The sequence below is a fragment of the Paraburkholderia sp. BR14320 genome, from assembly GCF_040948665.1.
Lineage (GTDB): Bacteria > Pseudomonadota > Gammaproteobacteria > Burkholderiales > Burkholderiaceae > Paraburkholderia > Paraburkholderia youngii.
The window spans coordinates 1-247 of sequence record NZ_JBFPKG010000395.1; the positions used below are offsets into that span (position 1 = coordinate 1).

Genomic DNA, 247 nt, shown 5'->3' on the forward strand with positions numbered 1-247 from the left:
TCGACTTGCCCGTCTCGAACACTTCCGACACGCGCTCCTGCAGTTGCTTCTTCCAGTCCGTAATCTGGTTCGGATGAACATCGTACTGCTGCGCCAGCTCTGCCAGCGTCTTGTCGCCCTTTAGCAGCCTGCGGAAGTACCGCTGAAACGCGTCATCGCGCTGCGTTCGTGAAGCGTTGATAGAAGGAGCCCAACAACCCGATGGAGATTATGCGCGGCGCCGACACATTCACCGAGAGTCTGTTTT

At 57.1% G+C, this 247-nt stretch carries 1 pseudogene; it reads right to left on the reverse strand.

Annotation, left to right across the window (positions count from 1 at the left end):
• Nucleotides 1-124 (reverse strand): annotated as a pseudogene (locus tag AB3X89_RS40790) (transposase); the annotation flags it as partial.
• Between the last annotated feature and the right edge of the window lie 123 nt (nucleotides 125-247).